22 protein-coding genes are annotated in these 25,808 nt (G+C 30.5%); 11 read left to right on the top strand and 11 right to left on the bottom strand.

From position 1 onward, the window contains the following. Positions 1-18: 18 nt before the first annotated feature. The 8 genes from OD91_RS02625 to OD91_RS02590 form a co-directional block, all read right to left on the bottom strand. On the bottom strand, positions 19-1,320 hold the full coding sequence (locus OD91_RS02625; RefSeq protein ID WP_144894846.1) for a DUF819 domain-containing protein: 1,302 nt from the start codon (positions 1,318-1,320) through the stop codon (positions 19-21). A 9-nt stretch (positions 1,321-1,329) separates the two neighbouring features. Further along, the gene (locus OD91_RS02620) at positions 1,330-1,995 is read right to left on the bottom strand and encodes a DUF2490 domain-containing protein (RefSeq protein ID WP_144894845.1); all 666 of its coding nucleotides are present in this window, start codon (positions 1,993-1,995) and stop codon (positions 1,330-1,332) included. A 3-nt stretch (positions 1,996-1,998) separates the two neighbouring features. Further along, positions 1,999-5,214: a hypothetical protein gene (locus OD91_RS02615; RefSeq protein WP_144894844.1), complete on the bottom strand. Its 3,216-nt coding sequence runs from the start codon at positions 5,212-5,214 to the stop codon at positions 1,999-2,001. Between the two features lie 94 nt (positions 5,215-5,308). Next, positions 5,309-5,473, bottom strand: coding sequence for an Arc family DNA binding domain-containing protein (locus OD91_RS02610; RefSeq protein WP_144894843.1), 165 nt, complete (start codon positions 5,471-5,473; stop codon positions 5,309-5,311). 71 nt (positions 5,474-5,544) lie between these two features. After that, complete coding sequence (locus OD91_RS13420) at positions 5,545-6,045, bottom strand: hypothetical protein (protein WP_186434379.1); 501 nt, start codon at positions 6,043-6,045, stop codon at positions 5,545-5,547. 1 nt (position 6,046) lies between these two features. Next, complete coding sequence (locus OD91_RS02600) at positions 6,047-6,205, bottom strand: DUF4177 domain-containing protein (protein ID WP_144894842.1); 159 nt, start codon at positions 6,203-6,205, stop codon at positions 6,047-6,049. Beyond that, the gene (locus OD91_RS02595) at positions 6,205-6,387 is read right to left on the bottom strand and encodes a hypothetical protein (RefSeq protein WP_144894841.1); all 183 of its coding nucleotides are present in this window, start codon (positions 6,385-6,387) and stop codon (positions 6,205-6,207) included. The genes OD91_RS02600 and OD91_RS02595 overlap by 1 nt, the downstream gene beginning before the upstream one ends. A 1-nt stretch (position 6,388) precedes the next feature. Further along, a complete protein-coding gene (locus OD91_RS02590) occupies positions 6,389-7,249 on the bottom strand; it encodes an SPFH domain-containing protein (protein ID WP_144894840.1) in 861 nt (286 codons plus the stop codon). 124 nt (positions 7,250-7,373) lie between these two features. On the opposite strand from OD91_RS02590, the gene OD91_RS02585 reads away from it, so the two are divergent. The 3 genes from OD91_RS02585 (at position 7,374) to OD91_RS02575 (ending at position 9,358) form a co-directional block, all read left to right on the top strand. Further along, a complete protein-coding gene (locus OD91_RS02585; RefSeq protein ID WP_144894839.1) occupies positions 7,374-8,156 on the top strand; it encodes a S1/P1 nuclease in 783 nt (260 codons plus the stop codon). 62 nt (positions 8,157-8,218) lie between these two features. Next, positions 8,219-8,743 (top strand): TlpA disulfide reductase family protein, encoded by a 525-nt coding sequence (locus tag OD91_RS02580; RefSeq protein ID WP_144894838.1) that lies wholly within the window; start codon positions 8,219-8,221, stop codon positions 8,741-8,743. Between the two features lie 3 nt (positions 8,744-8,746). Then, positions 8,747-9,358 (top strand): thioredoxin family protein, encoded by a 612-nt coding sequence (locus OD91_RS02575; RefSeq protein ID WP_144894837.1) that lies wholly within the window; start codon positions 8,747-8,749, stop codon positions 9,356-9,358. Between the two features lie 47 nt (positions 9,359-9,405). Here OD91_RS02575 and tsaD read toward each other — a convergent pair whose 3' ends face one another. Next, entirely contained in the window at positions 9,406-10,434 is a 1,029-nt protein-coding gene (tsaD, locus tag OD91_RS02570; RefSeq protein WP_144894836.1) for a tRNA (adenosine(37)-N6)-threonylcarbamoyltransferase complex transferase subunit TsaD, read from the bottom strand. A gap of 171 nt (positions 10,435-10,605) precedes the next feature. Between tsaD and OD91_RS02565 the strand changes: the two genes are divergently transcribed. The 3 genes from OD91_RS02565 to gap all read left to right on the top strand — a co-directional run bounded on the left by OD91_RS02565 (position 10,606) and on the right by gap (position 17,157). After that, on the top strand, positions 10,606-15,000 hold the full coding sequence (locus OD91_RS02565; RefSeq protein ID WP_144894835.1) for a translocation/assembly module TamB: 4,395 nt from the start codon (positions 10,606-10,608) through the stop codon (positions 14,998-15,000). Between the two features lie 156 nt (positions 15,001-15,156). After that, complete coding sequence (pfkA, locus tag OD91_RS02560) at positions 15,157-16,143, top strand: 6-phosphofructokinase (protein ID WP_144894834.1); 987 nt, start codon at positions 15,157-15,159, stop codon at positions 16,141-16,143. Positions 16,144-16,164: 21 nt separating this feature from the next. Then, positions 16,165-17,157 carry a type I glyceraldehyde-3-phosphate dehydrogenase gene (gene gap / locus OD91_RS02555; RefSeq protein ID WP_144894833.1) on the top strand — a complete coding sequence of 331 codons (993 nt, stop codon included), beginning with the start codon at positions 16,165-16,167 and terminating at the stop codon, positions 17,155-17,157. Positions 17,158-17,257: 100 nt separating this feature from the next. On the opposite strand, the gene OD91_RS02550 is transcribed toward gap, so the two are convergent. Next, on the bottom strand, positions 17,258-17,638 hold the full coding sequence (locus tag OD91_RS02550) for a Rid family detoxifying hydrolase (RefSeq protein ID WP_144894832.1): 381 nt from the start codon (positions 17,636-17,638) through the stop codon (positions 17,258-17,260). Positions 17,639-17,749: 111 nt separating this feature from the next. Further along, positions 17,750-20,419, bottom strand: a complete 2,670-nt coding sequence (locus tag OD91_RS02545) for a putative LPS assembly protein LptD (RefSeq protein ID WP_186434378.1) — start codon at positions 20,417-20,419, stop codon at positions 17,750-17,752. 91 nt (positions 20,420-20,510) lie between these two features. Here OD91_RS02545 and OD91_RS02540 point away from each other — a divergent pair, with 91 nt between their 5' ends. The 5 genes from OD91_RS02540 to menA all read left to right on the top strand — a co-directional run bounded on the left by OD91_RS02540 (position 20,511) and on the right by menA (position 25,801). Next, positions 20,511-21,605 (top strand): N-acetylmuramoyl-L-alanine amidase, encoded by a 1,095-nt coding sequence (locus OD91_RS02540; RefSeq protein ID WP_144896912.1) that lies wholly within the window; start codon positions 20,511-20,513, stop codon positions 21,603-21,605. 55 nt (positions 21,606-21,660) lie between these two features. Continuing rightward, complete coding sequence (locus OD91_RS02535; RefSeq protein WP_144894831.1) at positions 21,661-22,611, top strand: MlaD family protein; 951 nt, start codon at positions 21,661-21,663, stop codon at positions 22,609-22,611. Positions 22,612-22,709: 98 nt separating this feature from the next. Then, positions 22,710-24,026, top strand: a complete 1,317-nt coding sequence (locus tag OD91_RS02530) for a (Fe-S)-binding protein (protein ID WP_144896911.1) — start codon at positions 22,710-22,712, stop codon at positions 24,024-24,026. Between the two features lie 52 nt (positions 24,027-24,078). Continuing rightward, on the top strand, positions 24,079-24,858 hold the full coding sequence (locus tag OD91_RS02525; RefSeq protein ID WP_144894830.1) for a (Fe-S)-binding protein: 780 nt from the start codon (positions 24,079-24,081) through the stop codon (positions 24,856-24,858). 49 nt (positions 24,859-24,907) lie between these two features. Then, the gene (gene menA, locus OD91_RS02520; protein WP_144894829.1) at positions 24,908-25,801 is read left to right on the top strand and encodes a 1,4-dihydroxy-2-naphthoate octaprenyltransferase; all 894 of its coding nucleotides are present in this window, start codon (positions 24,908-24,910) and stop codon (positions 25,799-25,801) included. Positions 25,802-25,808 lie beyond the last annotated feature (7 nt).

The following is a 25,808-nucleotide window of genomic DNA, read 5'->3' as shown; positions in this document are numbered from 1 at the left end:
AAATATGCAGATTTTAAATTAAACTGTTGCTGATATTTCCATTAAAATGGTACATAAAATTGCACCTATTGTTCCAATGGCATAACCAAAAACAGCTAATAAAACTCCTACGGTTGCTAATGATGGGTGAAAAGCAGATGCTACAATTGGAGCAGAAGCTGCTCCACCTACATTTGCTTGACTACCTACTGCTAAAAAGAAGTACGGAGCTTTAATTATTTTAGCTACAACTATTAATAAAACAGCATGTATTGTCATCCAAACAATACCAATAGCAATTAAACCTAGATTATCAAAAATTAACGCTAAATCCATTTTCATACCAATGGTAGCGACTAAAATATATATAAACACACTTCCAAATTTACTTGCACCTGCACCTTCATAATTCTTAGCTTTTGTAAATGATAAAATAATTGCGATTATAGTAGAAATACTGATTAGCCAAAAGAAACTAGAACCTAAAAAGGTGAAAATATTTCTCCAAGTTTCAGAACCAATTCCTGCAACTAAATCTTTAAAAAACGAACTTAAATGACCTGCTGCAAAATGACCAAAACTAACAGTTCCAAATGCAATGGAAAGCATAATCATAATATCAGTTAAAGATGGATTTCTTTTTACTTTTTTTGTGAAATTAGATACTTTTTCTTTCAATTCTTCGATTGCAGAAGTGTCAGCTTTTAACCATTTGTTTATTCTATCTTTTTTACCGATTCCTATTAATAAAATTGCCATCCAAATATTAGCGACAACAATATCAACAAACACCATTCCTCCATATTTTGCTGGGTTGTATTGATAAATTTCAAGCATTGCAGTTTGATTTGCACCACCGCCAATCCAACTTCCAGCTAATGTAGAAAGACCTCTCCAAACGGCATCAAAATCTGCACCGCCAACAGTTTCTGGTGAAAAAACAGAAATTAATAATATAGCAATGGGTCCACCAATGATAATACCAATTGTACCTGTAAAAAACATAATTAATGCTTTCGAGCCTAAATTAAATATGGCTTTTAAATCAATACTTAATGTCATTAAAACTAAAGCTGCTGGTAATAAAAATCTACTAGCAACATAATAAAGTTGAGATTTGCTTTTAATAATTTCTCCTGCAGAATTTGTTGTTTCCCATTCGGGAGATATTATACCAGCTGTTGTGAAAATAGCTGGAATAAAATATGCCATAAATAACCCTGGTACAATTTTGTAAAATTTATGCCAAAACCCAGACTCTTTGCTTTCAGTATAAAAAACAAAACCAAGAGATAGCATTAGAATCCCAAAAACTATAGCATCATTTGTAAATGTTGGCATACTCACCTTTTATATTTTTCTTTTTTTGATATGATTTGTAGAAAATGAAACTCCTACTTGTAATCTATTAAAATTAGCATTAACAGTAGAAATATTCATATACCCTAACTGTAATTTTGTGGATTTAGAAATTTTGTATTTAAAACCAGCGCCCAGCCAATTCATTGTATAGGCTTGACCACTAAAATTAAAGAAAACTTCATCATAAACGTAGGCAGACCATTTATCATCTATTGGATGACTTAATCCTAATTGATAACGAATCCAATTATTAGTATTTGTCTTAAAAAAACGATGTTCTAGTCGAATTCTATGCGCAAAACTTAATTTTGAAATTTTATGACTTGCATAAAGGTCTTCGTAAATTCTGTGCTCATTTGCTTTACCACCATCAAGATCATAGGTTGCATCTGTATTTAAGAAAGCATATCCAGCAAGTACGCTAAAATGATCTGATAATTTATAGTTTAATCCAGCTCTTAATAACAATTGTTGCATGTCGTCTCCAAATTCAAAAAAGCGAAAATGAGCTAATGATTTAATTGTTAATTTTTCTGATAGTTTATGAGAACCTCCAAACATATACCATACTCCTAATTCTTTCTCTGCGTTGCTTTGTGCAAAATTTTGTGCTGTAAAAAGCAAGATGAAGCTTGCTAGTAATAATTTTTTCATTGATTAATCTAATTGATAGTTTTTAGTTTCTTTGAATGGCGAAATTATAATTTTTTCAGTTAAACTTTTATATGCTTTCCAATCTTTATTGAAAAAAGTATTGGTTTTTTCTAAAGCATCTTTTAAAGAGTTTTTAAACTGACGAATCAATTGTCTTTCTGTATCAGTTTGTTCGCCATAACGAGAACCTACATACCTTTTTGCTAAAAATAATCGTTGATTTACAGTAACTTCAGGATTTCTGGTAATTCCTTGTCGTTTATCAACCTTACCCAAATATATTGCTTGTAAAGAATCTATTTTTTTACTGATTTTTGAAGAGGCTTTTATTTGATCTTTATATTTCTTTTTATCCTCTTTTTTTAATTTTTTTGTAAATTCTTTTACAATATTTTTGCTTTCTGCCAATTGTTTTAATGCACCAGCCATTGTTTTTTGATACCCTTCTAATTCTTTACTAACTGCATATTTTTGATTTATTGCTGATGATGACATTTGCAATCTAGGATCAAAAGCAACTTTAATATTTTGTTCAGAAACTACGTCTCCAAATGTAGCCTTTACTCTATAAATACCAGGTTTAACAGTTACTCCAGATGGTTCACTAGATTGTTTTCTAACGGTTCTTGATGGTCTTGCAACACCTTTTTCTCTCATATACCAAACTCCTTGATGTATTCCGTTTTCTTTCGGAGTTTTCCTTTTAAGTGTTCTTATTAGTGTATTGCCCGAAAAGATTTCAAATTTTATAGAATCGTATTTGATACTTTTTTTGTCATCCTGAACTTTTTTCTGGATCTCATCCTTCTTTTTACCATTTACCTTTTCATCTTTCTTCTTTTTCTCTTCTGGTTTATTCACATAAAATTGCATCAATGCACCTCTAGATCTATTCTCTGCGTTATACAAAGCATCTCCACCAAATCTACTTCCTGTTGGTTGTTGATATCTTGCTTGATAAGCACTTGGTGGTTTAAAAAGCTTGAATTTATCTTTTAAGACAGCTTTGTTTTTAGCAATTGCTCTTAACGGACGAATATCATCTAAAACCCAAGCAGCTCTACCAAAAGTACCTATAACCAAATCGTGCTCTCTAGGTTGAATTATTAAATCTTTTACAGGAACTGTAGGGAAACCTTCTGTCCATTTTGTCCATTTATTTCCAGCATCAACAGAAATATATAGGCCGTCATCGGTTCCTAAAAACAATAAGTTTTTATTAATTGGATCTTCAATAATACAAAGGGCATAACTTTCTACATCATTTTCATCTACAATTCGCTCCCAAGTTTTTCCGTAATTTTTGGTTCTATAGGCATAAGGTGTATAATTAAAACGCCTATAATCATTGGCTACTAATAATGCCTCGCCTTTATTTTTATTAGACGCTTTTATCTGTGTTATCCAAGAATTTTCTGGCAATCCTTTTATGTTTTTAGCAACGTTTGTCCATGTTGCACCTCCGTTTTGAGTGATATGAACTTGTCCGTCATCGGTTGCTACCCATAACATGTTTTTTTCTATAACTGAAGGTTCTATTACTAAAACCGTACAATGATTTTCTGCTCCTGTAGCATCCATTGTTAATCCACCACTTTCTGCTTGTTTTAGTTTTTCTGGATTATTAGTTGATAAATCTGGTGAAATTACCTTCCAAGTTAATCCTTTGTCTGTTGATTTGTGCACAAACTGACTTCCAAAATATAACGTTGAATTATCAAATGGATCAATATTTATTGCAGCATTCCAGTTAAAACGTAATTTTACATTGGCGTCTACATGAGTTGGACGAACAGAATAATTATTCCCAGTTTTATAATCGTAACGAGAAACAAATCCTTGCTGACTCATAGACCATCCAAATCGAGAATCATCTTTATCGGGAACAACATCAAAACCATCGCCAAAACTAATTTCTTGCCAATACGAATTACGGATTCCTTGCGCTTTCCAAACATAAGCTGGTCCTCGCCAAGAACCGTTATCTTGCATTCCTCCATACACATTATACGGAAATTCATTATCAACATTTATATGATAAAATTGCGCTACAGGTAAGTTGCCAATAAATCTCCAGGTTTTTCCACCATCTTTAGTAATGTTTAATCCGCCATCATTTCCATCTATCATAAATTTACCATTGGTAGGATGAATCCACCATGCATGATGATCTGGATGTACGCCATTATTTGCTCTATAGGCTGGCATTAATTGATTCCATGATTTCCCGCCATCTTGCGAAACATTTACATAGGTAAAAACTGTATATAATTTGTTTTCATTAATAGGATCTACATATATTTCTGAATAATAAAAAGGACGGTTTCCAATACCTCGTTTATTACTTACCATTTTCCATTTAAAGCCACCGTCTTCACTTTTGTAGAGTGCATTTTTCTTAGCTTCAACCAACGCATAAATTACATCAGGGTTTGAGCGAGAAATTGCAACGCCAATACGTCCTAAATCGCCTTTAGGAAATCCTTCTTTATCAGTAATTTTTTTCCAATTTTCTCCACCATCATGAGTAATATATAATCCACTTCCTTTTCCGCCAGATTTAAAAAACCAAGGATCACGCTTATGTTCCCACATGGCAGCAATCAATTTATTAGGATTTGTTGGATCCATAATTAAATCTGCAGCACCCGTTTTTATATTATTGTAAAGTATTTGTTTCCATGTTTTTCCACCATCTGTGGTTTTATAAACTCCGCGTTCTTTATGTTCTCCCCAGGGAGATCCAATAGCGCCAACATAGACAATATCTGGATTTGTAGGATGAATAATAACACGATGAATGTGACGTGTTTTTTCTAATCCCATCGCTTTCCAAGTTTTTCCAGCATCTAAAGATTTGTAAATTCCGAAACCACCATTTAAACTATTTCGTGGGTTTCCTTCTCCTGTTCCTGCCCAAATAACACTTGGATTTGATTGCTGAATTGCTAAAGCCCCAATCGAAGCAGTTAATTCTTTTTCGAAAATTGGATCCCATTTAATTCCGCCAGAAGTTGATTTCCAGATTCCACCAGAAGCAGTACCAACATACATAATGTCAGGATTGCTTTCTACAACATCAATGGTTGTTACACGACCAGACATTCCTCCTGGCCCAATATTTCTTGGTTTCATGTTTTTAACTAAATCCATAGAAAACTCTTGACTAAGGAGTAGGGAAGTAGTTAAGAAAAATATAAGTGATAGTAGTTTTTTCATTTGTATTTGAATTGAATTTTAATGCTCCAAGATACAAAAAGAAAATGTCCAATAAAATTGGACATGAAATATAATTTATAAAAAAGTTAGAGGTTTATTCATCTTTCTTTTTAGGGGCTCTTTTGGCATCTTTTAAAGACTGCATTAGCATCCATTCTATTTGTCCGTTGGTAGAGCGAAATTCATCTGCAGCCCATTTTTCAATGGCCTTTATCATGTCTTCGTTAACGCGGAGTGCAAATGCTTTTTTCTTTGCCATATTGTTTTATAATAATGATCCTATTAATTGAAAAGTATATACAATTATAAATAAAATGAAACGTATCATAGTTATTGAATTTTGTTTTTATAAGTTTCTAGTACTTGTATTGCTTTTTCTTTATGTTGTGTGCCAATCAATAATTTCTTTCCAGTTTTTAGTTCTAGTTGAATCCCAACATCTCCAGAAACATTAATAGCAATCCCTTTTTCTTTGTTCCAAAGAGCACCACCTTTTAATCCCCAGCCACCATAATCTCCAATTGGATCATAATTTCTAACATATGCCTTAGATATGCCTGACCACTGAATTGTTCTTAGTCTAAAATGAAAAGGAAAAAACTGATAATGTATTCCTTTTTCATCGATCCTAGTTGTTAATTTAAAAAAGAAAATAAAAGAAAGCGAAATAATAATAACGCCTAATGTTAGTAAAAACTCATTGGTGGTCATGCTTGAGTTTTCTTCCATATATTCTTTTGTTATTAATAGTATTGGAACGATAACACTAATAATTAACAGCGCTATAAGCCAAGTTTGTGTAAAGCGTTGTTCTTCTTTAAAAATTTTCATTTTATCTATTTTTATCTCTTTCAAAAAGTATACCACCAGTATTTTGAAATATTGAGTGTACAACCCAACCTTCTCGAGCGTTTTGATTTAAAAGGTCTTCATACTTTTGAGTTCTGTTTTTCCATCCTAATTTTGGCGATACTATTTTATATTCTTTCATTATTCTAAATTTTTGTTGTCTTTAAATATTGTAAAAGCTAATAGAATCCCAATTATTGTTCCTGTTATAGAACCATAAACTGTGCTTAGTGCAATATTATTAGTTACAGCGCCAATTGTTGTACCAATAGAAGTACCTAATGCCACACCAATACCAATTGCTAGTATTTGTTTATTATTCATTCTAATGGCTTAATGTTCCTGCATTTACAACTGGAGAAGCTTCCTTATCACCACATAAAATAACTAATAAATTACTAACCATAGCGGCTTTTCTTTCTTCGTCTAAATCAACAATTTGTTTTTTGTTTAATTCTTCTAAAGCCATTTCTACCATTTCTACGGCCCCTTGTACAATTTTATGTCTTGCAGCTACAATAGCAGTTGCTTGTTGTCTTTTTAGCATAGCACTTGCAATTTCTTGTGCATAGGCTAAATATCCAATTCTAGCTTCTAAAACTTCAATTCCTGCAATTGATAAACGCTCTTCCAGTTCTTTTTCTAAGGCTTCACTTACTTCGTTTACACTAGAACGTAAAGTGATGTCTTCTGCATGTCCTTCATCAGCAAAATTATCATATGGATACATACTTGCTAACTTTCTTACAGCTGCATCAGTTTGAACTCTTACGAAATTTTCGTAATTATCAACATCAAAAGCTGCTTTATATGTATTGGTAACTCGCCATACTAAAATGGTAGAAATCATGATTGGATTTCCAAGTTTGTCGTTTACCTTTAAACGTTCGCTATCAAAGTTACTTGCTCGTAAAGAGATCGTTTTTTTCTTATAAAGTGGATTTGCCCAATACAAACCATTTTCTTTGATAGTACCTACATATTTACCAAAAAGTAAAATTACTTTTGAAGTATTCGGATTTACTAAAATAAATCCAAAGAATGTTATAAAACCTATAAATACTGAGATTAAATAGATTGGTGTTTCATTTACTATACATAATGTAATACCTCCAAAAAACAACAATAAAGCTATAACTAGCATTAGGTATCCGTTTGTGAGTTTAATAATTTTCTCTGCCTTCATAAGTGTGAATTTAATATGATATTAAAATGATATCACAAAGATATAAGTTAATTTTTGATATTTCCAAATTTTTATGCATTTATTTTTATATTTTAGCAATAATTAATACATAAAATTTTTTCTTATGAAAATTCGTCTTCTCTTTATTTTGAGTTATATATTCATTACTTCAAGTTCTTTTGCAACAGATGATATTTGGGGCCCAACTGGACATAGAGCAACTGGGAAAATTGCAGAAATGCATTTAACTAAAAAAGCAAAAAGACAGATTGATAAATTATTAAAAGGCGAAAGTTTAGCATTTGTTTCTACGTATGCAGATCAGATAAAATCCGATAGAAAATATAGTAAATATTATCCATGGCATTATGTGAATTTTCCTTTGGATGGAAGTTATGAAACTTCAGAAAAAAATCCAAAAGGAGATATAGTTACTGGGGTAGCACACTGTGTAAATGTGTTAAAAGATAAAAATAGTACTTTAGAAGATAAACGCTTTTTTTTAAAGATGTTGGTGCATTTTATGGGGGATTTACATCAACCGATGCATATTGGACAGAAAGAAGATAAAGGTGGAAATACGATACAAGTACAATGGTTTAAAAGAGGCACGAATCTGCACAGAGTTTGGGATGAAAATATGATTGAGGAATGGAACATGAGTTATTTAGAATTGGCAAATAATGCTGAAGATTTATCAAAAGAACAAATCAAAGCGATTGAAAAAGGATCTGTGATAGATTGGGTGTATGATACTCATAAAATTACTAAGAAAGTATATAAATCTGTTAAGCAAGGTGAGAATTTGCGTTATAGATATTCATATGTATATTTTCCAATTGTAAGACAGCAATTACAAAAAGGAGGCATTCGTTTAGCAAAATTATTGAATGATATATTTTGTTAGAAGCTGTTAATCATTCGTTAATTCTTTTTTATCATAAGAATTTATCACTAATTTTATAAAATATGAAGTCATTCCTTTTTTTATGTAGTGTTTTATTTATTGTAAGTTCTTGTAAAACAGAACCTAAAAAAGAAGTAAATAAAATTGCAGAAGTAGCTACTTCTATAGCCATTGAAACTGTTAATTATGAAAAATTAAAGCCATTATTACATCTTATGAATGATAAGACGTATGTGATTAACTTTTGGGCGACTTGGTGTGCGCCTTGTGTGAAAGAATTGCCAGAGTTTGAAAAGTTACATGCCAATTATAAGGATAAAAACGTTGAGGTTATTTTGGTGAGTTTAGATTTTCCAAAACAAGTTAAAAAACGATTAATACCATTTATTATTAAAAATAACATACAATCTAAAGTGATTCATTTTGAAGATAAGGATGAACAATTTTGGATAAAAGACATTGCAGATAATTGGACGGGGGCGTTGCCAGCTACATTAATATATAATGCTAAAAAAAGAAAGTTTTATGAGCAATCATTTGATTATGAAACATTAGAAAATGAATTAACCCCCCACCTAAATATATAAATTATGAAAATTTTAAAATCACTAGTAGTACTTTTAGTTTTTACTGGATTAACAGCTTTTACTATTAATAATTCAAAAGGATACAAAGTAGGAGATGTAGCATCAGATTTTTCGCTTAAAAACATTGACGGAAAAATGATCTCTTTGTCAGATTATTCAACAGCAAAAGGATATATTCTTGTTTTTACTTGTAATACATGTCCATATTCTGTTTCTAATGAAGATCGACTAATCGCTTTAGATAAAAAATATAAAACTAAAGGATATCCTGTAATTGCAATCAATCCAAATGATCCAGCAGCAAGAAAAGGAGATAGTTTTGAAAAGATGCAAGTTAGAGCTAAAGAAAAAGGGTTTACGTTTCCTTATTTATTGGATGAAGGTCAAAAAGTATATCCAAAATATGGAGCTACAAAAACACCTCATGTATATATTTTAAATAAAAATAAAGGAAAATTAATTGTAGAGTATATTGGTGCAATTGACGATAGTTCTAGAGATGAGTCTAATGTTTCTGAACGTTTTGTTGAAGATGCAGTAGATGCGTTATTACAAGGAAAAAAACCTAAGAAAACATATACCAGAGCAATTGGTTGTTCAATTAAAACCTTATAAATTAAGGATTGTGAAATTATAAAGCGAACTGAAAAGTTCGCTTTTTTTTATTCAGTAACTTTTAGTCTTGCTTTTGCAGTCACATCAACATCAGCATACGTATTATTTAAATATTTTAAATATCCAGTAATAGCAATCATCGCAGCATTATCTGTTGTGTATTGAAATTTAGGAATAAAAGTTATCCATCCTATATGTTTTTCAGCTAATTGTAACCGTTTTCTAATTTCTGAATTAGCAGAAACACCGCCAGCTATTGCAATATTGGTAATTCCTGTTTTTTTAACTGTGTTTTTAAGCTTGTCCATTAAAATTTCAACAATTGTGTGCTGAATTGAAGCACAAATGTCTAGAAGATTTTCTTTAATGAAATTTGGGTTTTCTTTTACATTTCTTTGAATAAAGTAAAGAATACCCGTTTTTAATCCGCTAAAACTAAAATCTAAATCACCAACCTTAGGTTTTGTAAATGTAAATGCTTTCGGATTTCCTTGTTGCGCATATTTATCAATCAATGGGCCGCCCGGATAAGGTAATCCTAATATTTTTGCAGATTTATCAAATGCTTCACCAACTGCATCATCAATTGTCTCGCCTAAAACTTCCATGTCAAAATGATTTGAAACTTTTACCAATTGTGTATGTCCGCCACTAATGGTTAAACAAACAAAAGGGAAAGGTGGAATTTTACTGTCCTCTTCAATAATAAAGTGTGCTAATATATGTGCCTGCATGTGGTTTACATCAATCAATGGAATATCCAATCCCATTGCTAATGATTTTGCAAAAGAAGTTCCCACTAGTAAAGATCCCATGAGCCCTGGACCACGTGTAAACGCAATAGCGTTTAAATCTCTTTTATCAATTCCCGCTTGTTCAATCGCTTGCTGCACAACAGGAACAATATTTTGTTGATGTGCTCTTGAGGCTAATTCAGGGACAACTCCTCCATATTTAGAATGTACTTCTTGGTTGGCAACAATGTTGCTTAAAACACGTCCGTTACAAATTACTGAAGCACTCGTATCGTCACAAGAACTTTCAATCCCAAGAATGTATGTTTTAGTTGTGCTCAAAAAAATGTTTTAGAATGCAAAAATATTCATAAATACGTTAGATTTTCGTTAAAAATGACTTTTCTTTGTAGGTATTGGCAATATTTTTGATACTTGCTAAGTATCTTTGTAAATAAAATAATCGTTATCAAAAGAATAGGCAAAATACTACTAAAAATAATAAAGTACCTAGTGCTTTTTTTATTGCTTATAAGTCTTTTATCTTCCTTACCATTAGTACAGACAAAATTAGCAAAGTATGCTACTGAAAGATTGAATAATGATTTTGGTACTAACTTGGTGATTAAAAAAGTTGATTTTTCCTTTTTAGGAAAAGTAACTTTGAAAGGTTTAGAAATAAGAGATCATCATAAAGACACGCTTATTTTTGTAGATAAACTTAATACATCAATATTAAACGCAAAAAATATTCTAGATAATAAAGTAGATTTAGGAAGTATTTCTATAGAAGGCTTAGATTTTGTTATGAAAACTTATGAAGGAGAACAGAATGATAATTTAAGTGTTTTTATTGATAGCTTTGAGGATGATAAACCAAAAGATAGCATCAGTACGCCTTTTATATTAAAGACTTCAAATATTTATATTGATAAATTAAATTTTGTTTTTAAGGATGGAAATAAGAAAGACTCCATTCAGTTTGAGGCTAAAAATGGTGGAGGAACTTTACAAGATTTTAAAGTAGAAGGTCCTAATGTTTTTACTAAAATAAGAGGGTTGTATTTTGTAGATAATAGAGGTTTAAAAGTAACTAATCTAACATCAGATTTTACGTATACAAAAACATCTATGGATTTTAACAACACTACGTTGCAAACTCCAAATTCTAAATTGGCTGCTGATATCCATTTCTCATATAAAAGAGAAGATTTACAACACTTTAATGATAAGGTTGTTTTAACTGCAAATTTTAAAAAGAGTAGCTTCTCTGTAAAAGACATTAGAAAATTATATAACGAAATTGGAGGTAATGATGTTTTAAATTTTACTGGAAAAATTAAAGGAACTCTTAATAATTTTAGTGCAAATAATGTTAGAATGTATTCTAAAAACGGAATGCAAATTATTGGCGATTTAGCTTTTGTAAATGCTTTAAACAATGAACGAGGATTTATTTTTGATGGGAATTTAAAGAAAGTTTCAGCAAATTATAATCAGTTAGTTAATGTATTACCAAGTCTCTTGGGTAAGGCATTGCCAACAGAGTTTAAACGTTTTGGGAATTTTAATTTATCAGGAATTACTAAGATTACACCAGATTATTTAGAAGCAACATTAGATGTAGATTCTAAAATTGGAAATATAATTTCAGATTTGCAGTTAACTAATATTGACGATATTGATAACGCAGCATATAGCGGAGAAGTAGAATTTAATAATTTTGATATTGGTGTGTTTTTTAACGATCCATTATTTGGAAAAGTATCTTTAAAAGGAGATGTAAATGGAAGCGGATTTAAAGTAGAAAACATTAATACGAGTTTTATTGGTGATGTTTATCAGTTAGATTTTAATGATTATTCTTATAAAAATATAAAAGCAAACGGACAATATCAAAACAACCTTTTTGATGGTGATTTAAGTATTGATGATGAAAATTTAAAAATGAATTTTAAAGGGTTAGCAGATTTATCATCCAGCATTCATAAGTTTGATTTTGATGCTGATATTAAACACGCAGACCTTAAAAAAACACATCTTTTTAATAGAGATAGCATAGCTGTTTTAAAAGGAAATATTGTTTTAGATGCAGATGGAAATACACTAGATGATATTGTTGGAAAAGCAATCTTTAAAAACATTTCTTATACAAATCTTAAAAAAGAATATTTGTTTAAAGAGTTTCGTGTTTCATCATCAATAAAAGACAGCGTAAAAACAATTGATGTTGACTCTAAAGATATTGTAAAAGGGTATTTAAAAGGTAAATTTACGTTTGATGAATTACAGCCTGTAGCTCAAAATGCTTTAGGAAGTATTTATACAAACTATAATCCGTATCCAGTACAACCGCATCAATTTTTAGATTTTAATTTTACAGTATATAATCAGATTGTAGATGTTTTTTTCCCAAAGATTTCCGTCGATAACAATACAAAGATTAAAGGGAAAATTAAAGCAGATAAAAATCAATTAAAATTAACACTTTCGTCACCCAAAATAGTTGCTTATAGTAATAAAATTGAAAACCTTGTTTTAAGAACTGATAATCAAAATAAATTATATAATACACATTTAACTGCCGATAAAATTAATACGGATTATTACAAAGTGTCAAAATTAAACCTTATCAATAGGACTGAAAATGACACGTTATATTTTAAATCGATTTTTAAAGGAACTGAGAAAATAAGAGAAAACTATAACCTAGATTTTTTCTATACCATTAATCCAGAAGGTAAATCTGTTATTGGATTTGAAAAATCATCTTTCGATTATAAGCATAATACTTGGCAAATAAATCCTACCAAAAAATATAAAAACAAAGTTACTTTCGATTTAAAAAATAATGAGTTTGACTTTAGTGATTTTCAATTAGTTTCTAATCAGCAAAAAATAAATTTTACTGGGAAGTTAAAAGGAGATAATCAAAAAGAATTAACTGCAGATTTATCTAATGTGGCATTAGAAAGTTTCTTGCCAGAAATAGATAGTTTAGCTTTAAAAGGAACATTAAATGGTAAGGTTGAGTTTTTACAGAAAGATGGATTATACAAGCCAGAAGGTTTATTAGAAATAAATGATTTTGAAATTAATAAATTTAAACAAGGAGATTTAAAATTAAATATTGTTGGAAATAATTCTCTTAAAAAGTACGATGTAAATATTTCTTTGTTAAGAGACGAGGCTAAAAGTATTGCAGCCATTGGTGGTTTAGATTTCTCGAGTAATACTCCAACCATAGATTTAGAAGTGTTTTTAGAAGATTTTTCTTTAGATGCTTTTAGCCCTTTAGGTCAAGATGTTCTCTCTAGCTTACGAGGTAAAGCCTCGGGTAATTTTACTTTAAAAGGTTTTTTAGGTAACCCCGAAATGGATGGTTTTTTAACATTGAAAGATGCAGGATTAAAATTTCCATACTTAAATGCTGATTATGATTTTGAAGGAGATGCAGTTATTGGTTTGCAAGCGCAAGAATTTATAATTGAAAACACAACTTTGGTTGATACCAAGTACAATACAAAAGGAAAGTTGTCTGGAAACATTTTGCATAAAGATTTTGATACTTGGTTTTTAGATTTAGAATTAGAAACAGATAATTTGTTAATACTGGATACTCAAGAAACTGAAGACTCACCATATTACGGAACTGGATTTATTAAAGGAACAGCAGCTATAGAAGGTGTTACTGATAAATTAAATATAACTGTTAAAGGAATTACACAGCCAAATACATTATTTGTAATTCCATTAAAAGATGTAGAAACAGTAGATAGTTTTGATTTGATTCATTTTAAATCTAAAGAGACAGTCGTTAAAGACAAGCAAGAAGAAGTAGCGAAAGAGGCTTTTAAAGGCTTGTCATTAGATATCGAATTAGAGGTCACTAAAGATGCTGTGGCACAAGTTGTAATTGATAAAGTATATGGAAGTCAGTTAAAAGGAAGTGGAACTGGGAATTTAGATATTCAGATAAATACCAATGGAAAGTTCGACATGTTTGGTACTTTTAATGTTGATAGTGGTGTTTATGATTTTAAATTACCAGGTATTAATAAACCTTTTGTTATTCAAAAAGGTGGTACAATTTCTTGGGATGGGAGTCCGTTTGATGCAAACTTAGATATAGTTGCATTTTACAAAACGAAGGCAAACCCAGCAGTTTTATTAGAAAGTTTTAATACCAATAGAAATATTGATATAGATTTAGTAACCAAAATTACGGGTGGTTTATTTACATCAAAACAAGAATTAGATATTCAATTACCAAATGTAAATCCAGCAATAAAATCTGAATTAGATTTTGTGTTAAATAATAATGATGTAGGAGAGAAAAATATTCAGTTTATGTCTTTATTAGCATTAGGTAGTTTTGTTAATCCAGATAAAGTAAATTTTGATGGTAATGCTGCAATAACTGGTACAGCCTCTAGTGCAATTGCTGCAGCTTTTTCTAGTTTATTAAACAATCCAGATAGTAAATTGAAATTAGGAGTTGGATATAAGCAAGGAAGAGATAATAATGATGTTGCAAGCTTAAATACTGATAATCAAGTAGATTTAAATGTAAGTACAAAACTTGGTAGAAATGTAATTATTAATGGAAAAGTAGGTGTGCCGGTTGGTTCTAAAACGCAATCTAGTGTTGTTGGTGAAGTAAAAGTAGAGGTATTACTAAACGATGAAGGAAATTTTAGAGCAGTTATCTTTAATAGACAAAACGAAATACAATATTCTACAGAAGAAGAAGGGTATACCCAAGGAGTTGGATTATCTTATCAAGTAAACTTTAATTCTTTATCTGAATTACTTAAAAAAGCAGGCTTAAAAAAGAAAAAGAAACCAGCAAAGAAGATTAAAGTTTTATCAAAACATAAAAGTTTAATTAATCAAAAGAAAAATTAATTTGAGTTTTTTTAACTCTGACTTCGTTTTTGTAAAACATTAATAAATTATAGATTCCCTATAAAAAGACTTTATAAACAAGGTTTTATGCGAAAACGTTTTCGCATTTTTTTATATTTTAAATGGTATATATTAACTAATTTTGAAGTGTAATTTATGACAAAAAAAGTAAAGAAAATAGCTGTTATTACGTCTGGTGGAGATTCACCAGGGATGAATGCTGCTATAAGATCGGTAGTAAGAGCTTGTGCATATTACAGAGCAGAATGTGTTGGTGTATATAGAGGTTATCAAGGAATGATAGAATCTGATTTTGTTACGTTAACAGCAAGAAGTGTAAATAATATCATCAATAAAGGAGGAACAATTCTTAGATCTGCAAGATCAAAAGATTTTAGAACAAAAGAAGGTCGTAAAAAAGCATACGAAAACTTAAAAGAGCAAAATGTAGATGGATTAATCGTCATTGGTGGTGATGGATCTTTTACAGGAGGCGTAGTTTTTAATAAAGAATATGGCTTTCCAATTATAGGGATTCCAGGAACTATTGATAACGATATTTTTGGTACTTCACATACCTTAGGCTATGATACTGCATTAAACACTGCGGTTGAAGCAATTGATAAAATTAGAGATACTGCATCTTCACATAATAGATTATTCTTTGTAGAGGTAATGGGGCGCGATGCTGGTTTTATAGCATTAAACGCAGGTGTTGGAGCAGGAGCAGAGGAAATTTTAATCCCAGAAGAAGATCTAGGATTAGAACGAATGTTAGAATCATTGCAAAAAAGTAGACGTTCAGGTAAATCATCAAGTATTGTGGTGGTTGCCGAAGGTGATCGTTCTGGTAAGAATGTATATGAATTAGCACAATATGTTGAAGACAATATGCCAGAATATGAAGTTAGAGTTTCTGTTTTAGGGCATATGCAAAGAGGTGGTTCTCCATCATGTTTTGATAGAGTTTTAGCAAGTAGATTAGGTGTAAAAGCGGTTGAGTTAATGTTAGATGGTACAACAAACGTTATGGTTGGATTAAAAGATAACAAAGTAGCAGCAACCAATTTAGAAAAAGCAATAAAAGGTCAAAGTTCAATAAACTCAGAATTATTACGAGTTTCTGATATTATGACCACATAAATAAATTAGTAAACAAACAAAATGACAAAAATAGGAATTAACGGATTTGGTAGAATTGGACGATTAGCATTTCGTTCTGCAATTCAAAGAGAAAACGTACAAGTTGTTGCAATAAACGATTTGTTAGATGTAGATTATTTAGCATATTTATTAAAATACGATTCAGTTCATGGTCGTTTTAATGGTGATGTTGAAGTAAAGGATGGTCAATTAGTTGTAAATGGTCAGGCTATTAGAGTTACTGCAGAAAGAAACCCTGAAGATATTAGGTGGGATGAAGCTGGTGCAGAATTTGTAATTGAATCTACTGGATTTTTCTTGTCAAAAGAAAAAGCAGGTTTACATATAAAAGGTGGTGCAAAGAAAGTTGTTATTTCTGCTCCTTCTCCAGATGCAAACATGTATGTAATGGGTGTAAATGAAAGTGAAATGACTGCTGATGAAACAATTATTTCTAATGCATCATGTACTACAAACTGTTTAGCGCCAATAACGAAAGTTATAAACGATAATTTTGGTGTTGTTGAAGGTTTAATGACAACAATTCATGGAGCAACTTCTGGTCAAGATGCTGTAGATAGTCCAAATAAGAACTGGAGAAGAGGACGTTCTGTTTTAAATAACTTAATTCCTACTTCTACAGGTGCTGCAAAAGCAGTTGGTAAAGTAATTCCAGAATTAAATGGAAAACTTACAGGTATGGCTGTTAGAGTTCCTACGCCAGATGTTTCTTTAGTAGATTTAACTGTAAGAACCGAAAAAACAACAAGTTTAGCAGAAATCATTGCAAAGTTTGAAGAAGCTGCAAATGGTCAGTTAAAAGGTGTATTAGGTGTAACAAATGATCAAGTAGTTTCTCAAGATTTTGTTTCAGAAACTAGAACTTCTATTGTTGATGCAGATGCAAGTATAGAATTAAATGGAAATTTCTTTAAGATTATTTCTTGGTATGATAACGAATATGGTTATGCAACTAAGATTGTAGATATGGTAGAACATGCTGCATCTTTATAAGTTTTAAAAAAGATAATAAAATAAAAAAGCCCTTTTAAGGGCTTTTTTTTATGCGTAAAATGTTGAAATTGATATATTATTGTTTTAGAAAAAGTATGTTTTATTTTACGGCAATCATACTTATTTCTACATTAACAAACTTTGGTAGGTTAGCAACTTCCACGGTTTCTCTTGCAGGTGCGTTTTCTTCATCAAAATATTGAGCATAGACTGAATTTATTTTCGAGAAGTTATTCATGTCAGAAATAAAGATAGAAGTCTTCACAACGTTTTCAAAAGTCATATCAGTAGCTAATAAAACTTCTTTCATGTTTTCCATAACTTGCTTGGTTTCTTCTTCTATAGACTCTAAAATAAGCTCTCCAGTTGTAGGATTGATTGCTATTTGACCTGAAGTATATAAAGTATTTCCGCTTAACACAGCCTGATTATATGGGCCAATAGGTAAAGGAGCTTTTGTAGTTTTTATTATTTTTTTCATGCTATCAAAGTTTCAAAGTTTCAAAGTTTCAAAGTTTTTAATTTTGTCTACTGTCTACTGTCTACTGTCTACTGTCTACTGTCTACTGTCTACTGTCTAACTGTCTACAGCTTAAAACAGTCGTCTATCTGGCGGCTTATTTTTATCCCACTTTAAATCTTGTAAAATAGAAGATTTTACCCCAATAAAAAATGTGTAAGAAGAGTTTAATCCAAAGGGAACCCAGTTAAAATTAAATTGCCAACTATCTAAATCTCGAGCAAAATTAAACCTTGAATAAGTAAAGGCACCATCTTTAATATCATATCCAGAATTAAAACCTACTTTCCATTTTGGAGTTAACTCAAAACTTCCGCTAAACATTAGTGTATGATTCTGTATTCCGATATTTTGATAACCATTATTAGAATACGATGTAGAATAAGCAAAGTTTATAGACCAAGGAATATCAGCAAAATATAATTTTGCTTTTTTGTCTTTTGTGTCAGTGTTATTTTGTGAAGATTGAGAAAAAGTATTAGAAGGTTGAATCTCTTCACCTAGAATATCTGGTGTATTTTGAGCTCCATTTCCTTGACTATTTTTTTTATCATCCTTTTTTTCAAAATCTTTACTAGAAAGTGAATAGTTTGCAGTAATGTTTACATTTTGGACTCTAAAAACATTTGGGTTGTATTTATTAATAGTGACACCTTGAGCATTTACTTGGTATGGATTTAATGTTGCGCCTAAATTTAACGCCATTTTATCTTTAAATAAACGTGTTCCAGCTGAAACATTTACATTAGACCATCGTAGACTATCAGCTGCAATATTATAAGATGTGCTAAAGTTTAGATTGTTAAGAATCATTACTTTTTCATCTTCTTTATCACTGTCAGGGTCTTTTGGTGCTACTTTAGCTTCTAAAACATTGTTTACGGAAATTCCTATTGAATTACTTAATCCAGCACCAGGTGATCCATACATTCCATCTTCAAAAGGAGAATACGTTTCAAATTCTGTTGCAGCTAGATTAGATTGTATTTGTTGTTCGTATTTTCTTGCAAAATTTGGTCTATAACCATAAGAAATAGAAGGTCTTATTGTATGGCGTATTGCTTTTAATCGTCCTTTTTTAAAGTTGAAAGTTCCGTAAATATTAGTTGATAAACTTACGCCAGTATTATATTCTCTAAAACTCTTAAATCCTCTAACAGTATCTTTTACTATACCTCCAACTATATTTCCATTTGTATCAGTTATCGTTTCATCAAACCTTTTTTGAGTATAATCAAAATTCCAAACTTCTTTATAGGATATGCTCGGTGACAAAGTGAAATACTTAAATGCTCTAATATTTGTATTTGTACCGGTATTATGAACGATTCCTGCTTTAGCTGTTTTAAACATTGCAGCTGTAAAGAAATCTTCATCATTAGTTTTTATTAAGTATTGACCTTGCATGCTATAATTAAAACCCATTTTTTGAATTGGATTCTTTTTTACTCCACCCTTTCCAGCAAAAGGATAAACCCTTTCCATATTCACTTGTAGAGAAGGTAAGGTCAAGTTGATATTGTTCTCATCGGTGTTTTCTGAACTAATGTTTTGATTGTGGGTCATTAACACATTCATGTTAAACGGTGTGCCAACAAATTTTTTGTAAAAAGAAACAGAAGAACTTCTATTGTTATTTAAAAATTGTGAATTGTTAAATTCATTAATAGACTCTCTAAAATAAGTGCTGCTTCCTATGTTTACAGAAGCAGAAAAACGTGCATTTGGACTCGCTTTTGTGTCTTGAGAATGTCTCCAGTTAATATTGTAATTTGTAGATTTAGAGTAGTCGGCAAAACCTTTAATGCTATTTAACGTGTTTTCGTATCTAAAACTGAAATTTCCATTAAACTTATATCTTTTTTTATAGTTGGTGGCAGCTCTAAAACCCCAGGTTCCGTTAGAGTAAGCATCACCTTGTAGTGTTAAATCAAAATAGTCACTAATTGCAAAATAATATCCACCATTTTGAAAACCAATTCCTCTACTAGTACTTCCTGTGTCAAAAGTTGGGAAAATAAATCCAGAAATACTTTTTTCACTTTGAGGGAAATATGCGAAAGGTAAAAAGAAAGGTGTTGGAACATCTGCAACAACTAAATTACTTAAACCGACAATTATTTTTTTACCAGGAACTAATTTTGCTTTTTCGGTTGCAATATAATAATCTGGGTTTTTCTTTTCTGAAGTAGTAAACCTAATTTTTCTAATATAAATAGTTGAATCGTTAACACGTTTGGTCTTTTCTCCATAGGTAATCATTTCTCCTTGTTGAGATTTTAAACCATAGATTAGAGCACGTTTAGATTTAAAATTATAAAGCAATGAGTCTTGCTCAGATTCTTGTCCACCTTGTATGAAAATGGGTTTTTGTTGATAGCCCGTACTGTCTTTTATACCTTTTGCAAATAATGTGTTTTTATCATAATTAATAATAATAATTCCAGCTTTTAAGTCAATATCAGTATATTTTATCTGAGCCTCATTATATAAGGTAAGCGTTTTGTTTTTAGTATTACTGATTTTATAATCTTTAGCATCATGTTTAATAATATCAGTAATTTTTTGCTGCTTTTTTACTATAGTATCCTTTTTAATAGTATCGTTAGTTTTTAAAAGAATACTGTCTTTTTTTATACTGGTTATGGTATCTTTTTTTGTGCTATTTTTTTGTGCGAAAGTATTTTGTAGCGAAATAAAACAAAAAATTAAAAGTATATATGAAGATATATTTGATTGCAATGCTTTAAATACTATTTTTGTGTTAGGTAAAAATATGGCTCAATTATTGAAGAGCCAAATATGAAATGCCAAAATTACTTAAATTTTGTTGATACGATTCTTACTTTTCCACAAATTTAGTACCAAACTGAAAATAATATTTCTTTTTGTCTTAAGCTATTTTTTACTTTCTGTTTCTAGTAAAACGTTTGCTCAGAAAAAAAAGTATGTAGTAGTACTAGATGCTGGTCATGGTGGTCATGACTCTGGAAATTTAGGAAATGGGTATGTTGAAAAAAAGATTGCACTTAAAGTTACACTATTAGTTGGTCAAAGTTTAGCTAAGAATAAAGATATAAAGGTAATTTATACAAGAAAGAATGATTCTTATCCGCCATTATGGAAAAGAGGTGAAATAGCAAATAAAGCGAAAGCAGATTTATTTGTGTCTATTCACTGTGATTCTTATACGCCAAGACCTGCGGCGCATGGAGCAGGAACATTTGTGCTTGGACTTAGAGGGAATCAAAAAAACTTAGAAGTAGCAAAGAGAGAAAATGCTGCAATTTTAAAAGAAAAAAACTATAAAGAAAAATATAAAGGTTTTGATCCTAATTCTGCAGAGTCGGTTATAGGATTATCATTATTACAAGAAGAGAATCTTGATAAAAGTTTAGAAATTGCTAGTTTATTACAAGATAACTTTACTGGTCAATTAAAACGTTTAGATAGAAAAGTACGACAAGATAATTTTCAAGTTTTAAGAGAAACTATTATGCCAAGTGTTTTGGTAGAGTTAGGTTTTTTAACCAATAAAAAAGAAGGGAAATATCTAAATTCTAAAACAGGTCAAAGACAAATGGCAAAAGCTATTGCAGCAGCGGTAAGAAAATATTTTAATAGAATTAAATTAAATACAGTTCAAATATCCGAAGCAGTAGTTAAAGACTTAGTGGAGTATAAAGTCCAGATCGCTTCAGGTAGAAGTAAAATACCCACAAAATCTTACAATTTTAAAGGATTAAAAAATGTTGAACGAATAAAAGTTGGGAGTTTTTATAAATATTATTACGGAAAATCATCTCAATATAAAGATGTAAAAACGTCTTTAACAACAGTTAAGAAAAAAGGATATACTTCAGCTTTTATAGTCGCTTATAAAAATGGAGAAAAAATTACAGTATCTAACGCACTAAAATTGCAGTGATTTAGATATATTCTCCCAAAAATAATTAGTAATATTGTTATAAATAAAAGTATTTATGTCTAAAGAACTCAAAACAGGTGCTATTGCAGTAATTATTATTGCATTGTTTATTTGGGGGTATAGTTTCTTAAAAGGAGAAGATTTTTTTAACTCTTCAACTAGAAAATTCTTTGTGGAATATAATAGTATTCAAGGATTGAATGAGTCTAGTTTGGTGACCATTAATGGATTACAGGTTGGTAGAGTTGTTGGTGTTCGTTTTAATGATAAACCAGATAAAAGAGGTAGTTTAGTAGTTGAGCTGGCAGTAGATAATGATTTTAGTTTTTCTAAAAATAGTTTAGCTAAAATTTATTCAGCTAGTTTAATGGGAGGGCAGAATCTTGCAATTATCCCTTCATATGAAGGAGAATCGGCTGTTTCTGGTGATTATTTAAAAGGTGAAATTGAATCTGATATATTTTCATCAGTAGGTCAAAAATTGAATCCACTTCAAGCAAAACTGGAAAATGTAATTGTTAGTGCAGATTCTTTATTAGTTGGTTTTAATACTGTAATGAATGCAAAAGCGAGAAAAAGCTTGAATAATACAATATTGAGTTTAGAATCGATCACTTTAGATGTTAGAAATACAATTAAAAATACAAACTCATTAATTGATAAAAATAAATCTAAACTAGAAGAAACTCTTAGTAATACTAAAAACATTATTGATAATTTCTCTAAAGTTTCTGAAGATTTAGCAAAAGTTAATTTTTCTGGAACTATTAAGAAACTTGAAAGTACATTGGAAAACGTAAATTCTTTATTAGCTAAGGCTAGTGATAATAAAGGTTCCTTAGGTAAGCTAATGAATGATGATGCTATGTATAATAATCTTACCAATGCATCAAAAGAATTAGAAGAATTGCTTCGTGAAATGAAATTGAATCCGAAAAGATTTGTACATTTTTCATTATTTGGAAAAAAAGCAAAAGGATATAAGCCAGAAGAGATTAAAAATTAAATACTAAATCAGTAAAATTGATTGTTTATAAATCAATCCTTTTAAAAGTTCTAAAATTACCTTAATTTTAAGGACGAAATTATACTTACTTTAATATGATGCAATACTTACCAAACCTATTTTTTGCCTTAGCTTTAATCTTTGGAATTGGTTTTTTTGTGATGAATGTTCGCAAATTAATTAGAAATATTAATCTAGGAAAAGATATAGATAGATCAGATAATAAATCACAACGTTGGAAAAATATGGCAATGATAGCTTTAGGGCAATCAAAAATGATAAAAAGACCATTTGCTGGGTTTTTGCATATTGTAGTTTATGTAGGGTTTGTCATTATTAATATTGAAGTATTAGAAATTATTATTGATGGACTTTTTGGAACGCATAGAGTTTTCCAACCTATACTAGGTAATAATCTATATGCTTTCTTAATTGGAACTTTCGAAATTTTGGCAGCATTAGTTTTTGTCTCTGTAATAATCTTTTGGTTGCGAAGAAATTTAGCGAATATTAAAAGGTTTTTGAGTAAAGAAATGAAAGGTTGGCCAAAGAATGACGGAAACTTTATTCTGTATTTCGAAATGGTTTTAATGTCTTTATTCATAATTATGAATGCTACAGATATTCCTTTTCAAGAAGCTGGTATTGGGAATCCAATAAGTCAATTTGTAGCACCTTGGTTTAGTGATTTCTCTACAGAAACAATACATACAATAGAAAAAACTGCTTGGTGGATTCATATTTTAGGAATTTTAGTTTTCTTAAATTATTTATATTATTCGAAGCATTTACATATTTTATTAGCTTTTCCGAATACGTTTTATGCGAATATAAATCCTAAAGGACAATTCGATAATTTAGAGTCAGTTACTAATGAAGTGAAATTAATGATGGATCCAAGTGCAGACCCTTATGCTGCTCCAGCGGAAGGTGCAGAAGAAACAGTACCAGAAAAATTTGGAGCATCCGATGTTACCGATTTAAATTGGGTGCAATTAATGAATTCCTATACCTGTACGGAATGTGGGCGTTGTACTTCTTCTTGTCCAGCAAATTTGACAGGTAAAGAATTGTCTCCAAGAAATATTATGATGAAAACGAGAGATCGTTTAGAAGAAGTGGGGAATAATATTGATGCAAATGGAGGTTCTTTTAAAGATGACGGAAAGCAGTTGTTAAACGATTATATTACACCAGAAGAATTATGGGCTTGTACAAGTTGTAATGCTTGTGTAGAAGAATGTCCTATTGGTATAGATCCATTGTCTATCATTACAGATATGAGACGTTATTTGGTAATGGAAGAATCTGCTGCGCCACAAGAATTAAATATGATGATGACGAATATTGAAAATAATGGAGCGCCTTGGCAATACAATCAACAAGATAGATTAAACTGGAAAGACGAAGAATAAAATTTTAATGTCACTTCGAGCGCAGTCGAGAAGTCTTAAAAAACTAAAAAACATGAACGTACCAACAATGGCAGAAATGATGGCTCAAGGAAAGCAACCAGAAGTGTTGTTTTGGGTCGGCGCTGCAGGAAGTTATGATGACAGGGCTAAAAAAATATCAAGAGCTTTTGTGAAAATTTTACATCAGGCAAATGTAGATTTTGCAGTGTTAGGTGCAGAAGAAAGTTCTACTGGTGATGCAGCAAAAAGAGCAGGAAACGAGTTTTTGTTTCAAATGCAGGCAATGATGAATATCGAAGTTTTAAACGGTTACGAAGTAAAAACCATTGTAACATGCGATCCACATTCATTTAATACATTAAAAAATGAATATCCATCTTTAGGAGGAAAATATAAAGTGTATCATCATACGCAGTTCATCAAAAAATTAATTGATGAAGGGAAATTAACTGTAGATGATACTAATCTAAAAGGAAAAAGATTAACATATCACGATCCATGTTATTTAGGAAGAGCAAATGAAGTATATGAATCTCCAAGAGATTTAATAAGGCGATTAGGCGTTAATTTAACAGAAATGAAACGTAGTAAAGCAACAGCTTTATGTTGTGGTGCTGGCGGGGCACAAATGTTTAAAGAACCCGAAAAAGGTGATAAGGATATTAACGTGTTGCGTACAGAAGATGCTTTGGAAACAAAGCCTCAGATTATTGCAACAGGTTGCCCATATTGTAATACGATGATGACAGACGGAATTAAATTTAAAGAAAAAGAAAGTCAAGTAAAAGTACAAGACATAGCAGAGCTCATTGCAGAAGCAAATAATTTATAAAAAATAAACGAAATTGTCATTCCCGCGAAAGCGGGAATCTCATTTAAAAATGATTAATAACTATATAAAAGCGGCTCGTTTAAGAACTTTACCATTATCTGTTTCTGGAATTATTGTTGGTAGTTTTTTGTCGGTACCCCATAATCTATTTAATTGGGTTATTTGTGTTTTAGCCATTTTAACGACAATCGGATTTCAAGTATTATCCAATTTTGCAAATGATTATGGAGATGGAATAAAAGGAACTGATGATAATAGAGAAGGAGAGGAAAGAATGGTGGCTTCTGGAGCAATATCTCCTAAGCAAATGAAATTTGCTATGATGGTTACTACTATCATAACTTTGGTGATTGCTTTATTATTAATTTATGTTGCTTTTGGTAAAGAAAATTTTGAGTATTCAGTACTCTTTTTTTTATTAGGAATCGCTTCTATTGCAGCGGCAATAAAATATACAGTTGGTAAATCAGCATATGGATATTCTGGTTTAGGTGATTTTTTTGTGTTTATTTTCTTTGGATTGTTAAGTGTTGTTGGTAGCTGTTTTTTATTTACAAAGGATATTAATTTGCAGATATTCTTACCTGCAATTTCAATTGGTTTGTTAAGCGCTGCTGTTTTGAATTTAAACAATATGCGTGATCAAATTGAAGATAAAAGAAATAATAAAAATACGTTGGTGGTAAAATTAGGAAGTCAGAAAGCTAAAATCTATCATTATTGTTTAATAATTGGAGCATTAATTTCGGCAATAACTTATGTGCAATTAAATTATCAATCACCATTTCAATATTTGTTTTTGATAGCTTTTATTCCGTTGTTTTTAAATATTAAAATAGTTGCTAAAAACATTATTTTTTCTGAGTTAGATGGTGAGCTAAAAAAAGTAGCCTTAAGCACATTTTTATTTGCAATCCTTTTTGGGTTGGCACAAGTTTTGTAAATTGAAA

The sequence above is a fragment of the Lutibacter sp. Hel_I_33_5 genome (assembly GCF_007827455.1).
GTDB lineage: Bacteria > Bacteroidota > Bacteroidia > Flavobacteriales > Flavobacteriaceae > Polaribacter.
Note: the sequence above shows the minus strand (reverse complement) of the source record. Positions and strands in the feature narration are given on the sequence as shown.

Excerpts from the sequence above, each read along its gene's own strand:
- gap (WP_144894833.1), top strand. The coding sequence starts at position 16,165 with ATGACAAAAATAGGAATTAACGGATTTGGTAGAATTGGACGATTAGCA.
- OD91_RS02600 (WP_144894842.1), bottom strand. The coding sequence starts at position 6,205 with ATGAAAGAATATAAAATAGTATCGCCAAAATTAGGATGGAAAAACAGA.
- menA (WP_144894829.1), top strand. The coding sequence starts at position 24,908 with ATGATTAATAACTATATAAAAGCGGCTCGTTTAAGAACTTTACCATTA.
- pfkA (WP_144894834.1), top strand. The coding sequence starts at position 15,157 with ATGACAAAAAAAGTAAAGAAAATAGCTGTTATTACGTCTGGTGGAGAT.
- OD91_RS02575 (WP_144894837.1), top strand. The coding sequence starts at position 8,747 with ATGAAAATTTTAAAATCACTAGTAGTACTTTTAGTTTTTACTGGATTA.
- OD91_RS02580 (WP_144894838.1), top strand. The coding sequence starts at position 8,219 with ATGAAGTCATTCCTTTTTTTATGTAGTGTTTTATTTATTGTAAGTTCT.
- OD91_RS02615 (WP_144894844.1), bottom strand. The coding sequence starts at position 5,214 with ATGAAAAAACTACTATCACTTATATTTTTCTTAACTACTTCCCTACTC.
- OD91_RS02550 (WP_144894832.1), bottom strand. The coding sequence starts at position 17,638 with ATGAAAAAAATAATAAAAACTACAAAAGCTCCTTTACCTATTGGCCCA.
- OD91_RS02610 (WP_144894843.1), bottom strand. The coding sequence starts at position 5,473 with ATGGCAAAGAAAAAAGCATTTGCACTCCGCGTTAACGAAGACATGATA.
- OD91_RS02620 (WP_144894845.1), bottom strand. The coding sequence starts at position 1,995 with ATGAAAAAATTATTACTAGCAAGCTTCATCTTGCTTTTTACAGCACAA.
- OD91_RS02535 (WP_144894831.1), top strand. The coding sequence starts at position 21,661 with ATGTCTAAAGAACTCAAAACAGGTGCTATTGCAGTAATTATTATTGCA.
- OD91_RS02590 (WP_144894840.1), bottom strand. The coding sequence starts at position 7,249 with ATGAAGGCAGAGAAAATTATTAAACTCACAAACGGATACCTAATGCTA.
- OD91_RS02595 (WP_144894841.1), bottom strand. The coding sequence starts at position 6,387 with ATGAATAATAAACAAATACTAGCAATTGGTATTGGTGTGGCATTAGGT.
- OD91_RS02625 (WP_144894846.1), bottom strand. The coding sequence starts at position 1,320 with ATGCCAACATTTACAAATGATGCTATAGTTTTTGGGATTCTAATGCTA.
- OD91_RS02525 (WP_144894830.1), top strand. The coding sequence starts at position 24,079 with ATGAACGTACCAACAATGGCAGAAATGATGGCTCAAGGAAAGCAACCA.
- OD91_RS13420 (WP_186434379.1), bottom strand. The coding sequence starts at position 6,045 with ATGAAAATTTTTAAAGAAGAACAACGCTTTACACAAACTTGGCTTATA.
- OD91_RS02530 (WP_144896911.1), top strand. The coding sequence starts at position 22,710 with ATGCAATACTTACCAAACCTATTTTTTGCCTTAGCTTTAATCTTTGGA.
- OD91_RS02585 (WP_144894839.1), top strand. The coding sequence starts at position 7,374 with ATGAAAATTCGTCTTCTCTTTATTTTGAGTTATATATTCATTACTTCA.